Source organism: Haloferax sp. Q22, from assembly GCF_001482285.1.
GTDB lineage: Archaea > Halobacteriota > Halobacteria > Halobacteriales > Haloferacaceae > Haloferax.
Window position 1 is genome coordinate 1 of record NZ_LOEP01000053.1, and the last position, 2,056, is coordinate 2,056.

At 46.0% G+C, this 2,056-nt stretch carries 2 protein-coding genes; both read right to left on the bottom strand.

The window, feature by feature from the left end; translation table 11 throughout:
- Positions 1–76: 76 nt before the first annotated feature.
- Positions 77–595 (bottom strand): restriction endonuclease subunit S, encoded by a 519-nt coding sequence (locus AM590_RS20180; RefSeq protein ID WP_172795840.1) that lies wholly within the window; start codon positions 593–595, stop codon positions 77–79.
- Positions 588–1,961, bottom strand: coding sequence for an N-6 DNA methylase (locus tag AM590_RS18540; protein ID WP_256364951.1), 1,374 nt, complete (start codon positions 1,959–1,961; stop codon positions 588–590). The genes AM590_RS20180 and AM590_RS18540 overlap by 8 nt, the downstream gene beginning before the upstream one ends.
- Positions 1,962–2,056 lie beyond the last annotated feature (95 nt).

The following is a 2,056-nucleotide window of genomic DNA, read 5'->3' on the forward strand; positions in this document are numbered from 1 at the left end:
ACACACTCGTTGCCTCCTCATTCCTTCCGAAAAGTAACACCGATAAGCCGCCGCAGTCATGCGGTTCTTCGCTTAGCTAAAGACGGATGATTGATTCTAATTTAGAAGTGATTACGCGTTGTTCCTCTTCAGGGGGGACAGGTATTTTAGCTTCTTTGACGTCTGTGATTCCAACTGCTGGATAACTGGCTCCGCGCTGGACTTCTTTCAGTTGATTCACAAAGTCATCAAATCGAACCGCATACCAAAGATACTTTGTCAGGATATCTTCCTTTGGAGATAATACAGCAAAAGCTGTTGAACAAATCTCTCCATCCAAGTCTTCTGGGACTATAGCAAACGCTCGAAGATAGGGACGTACTGTCGATACAATCACATCTCCTTCGTGTATTTCTCGCTTTGCACGACTTGGAGCATTTTCCCCGACCACAGACTCTGTTTCGGTGATTTCCCCCTTGTCACCGTCAACACTAGAAACAGAGATGTAATTAAATCTCCTCTCAGGAAACTCATCAGCAGGCTTTCGATTTATCCTATTCACATCACAAAATTTCGACACCGGCGCATACTCCCAGTGTTCTGGGAATTCAATCATCTCCATCACCTTCTGAGTCTAGCTCCTCTAAGATGTCCTCCGCATTTTCCGAGATTGTTTCTTGTAGGGATATAAATTCAGTCAACAGCTCCTCCGGTTCTGGAATCTCAATCTCATCTTCTTCAAACTCCTTATAATCCTTATAGCTAAGCGAGTAATCTTGTTCTTCAATTTCGTCAATAGTAACTCGGAAATACTGCTCACTCTCCTCACGGGACTCATAGTTCTGAAGAAAGTCTTCAAAGTGGTCTTCCGTGAGGGGCGTGCTCTTCTTTATCTTCTCAACACTGGTTCTTAAGTCATAGTACCAGACCTCATCAGTTGAACCTTCGTTTTTGAAAAATAGAACGTTAGTTGTTACACTCGTATATGGGTGGAATGCACCGATTGGGAGGATAAGAATAGTATGTACATCGTATTCTCGGAGCAGGTGTTCTCTGACTTGTTTCGCACCCCCCTTTTGGAAAAGTACTCCGTCAGGGACGACCATACCACATTCACCCCCTTGTTTGAGGAGACTCATATTATGTTGGACGAAATTAAGCTCAGGACTTTTGGTTTCTACCATGAAGTCCTCCCTCATTCGTTTCTTCCTTTGATTCCCACCATAGGGAGGGTTGGTCAAAATTGCATCATATTTCTGATTAGTGTGTGGTCCTGCAGAGAGAGAATCACCCACTTCAAAATTCTCCGGTTGTAAGTCATGTAGAGCTAAGTTCATCAGACCTAACCGGCGAGTTTCTGGGACAAGTTCCATACCAGACAAGTTCTCAGTCATAAGTTTCTTGCGCTCATCACGAGTAAGGTCCAGGCCCTCGTTCGTTTTTTCAAGAATGTGCTCGAAAGCCTGGATTAGAAACCCACCCGTACCTGCAGCAGGGTCATGGATTTTATCATCATGGTCAGGGTCAATCGCTTTGACAATTGCTTTGATTGCTGGACGAGGGGTGAAGTACTGACCTGCACCTTTCGCCTCCTCTGCATAGCGCTGGAGGAGAGCCTCATAAGCAGTTCCTTTCACGTCAACCTCAATTGCGGACCATTCTATCTGGTCGATTTCACGAATAGCCTCACGAAGATTGACAGGAGTTCTGAATTGGCTATTGACACGGGCGAAAATTTCACCCACAACCCCCTCTTGGTCTCCGAGGGTAGGGAGAACAACGCGGTTGTAGTGCTCAAGGAGTTCCTCGCCGTCCTTTTGTTTTAAAGTAGTCCACTGACACTCATTAGGAATCTCAATCGACTCGCTTCCGAACTGTTCCCGTTCATCCATCATTTTGAGGAACAGAAGTACCGTGACCTGCTCGACGTAGGTCCCAATGTGCATCCCGTCATCGCGGAGAATTCCACAGATATCCCAAATCTTCTGGAGGGTGTCATAGAAGAGTTCTCACACCGTGATCACGGTACTTCCCGGATTGTCTCCACGTTCGTAGTTGGTGATTGCGACGACGAGGC

Excerpts from the sequence above, each read along its gene's own strand:
- AM590_RS20180 (WP_172795840.1), bottom strand. The coding sequence starts at position 595 with ATGATTGAATTCCCAGAACACTGGGAGTATGCGCCGGTGTCGAAATTT.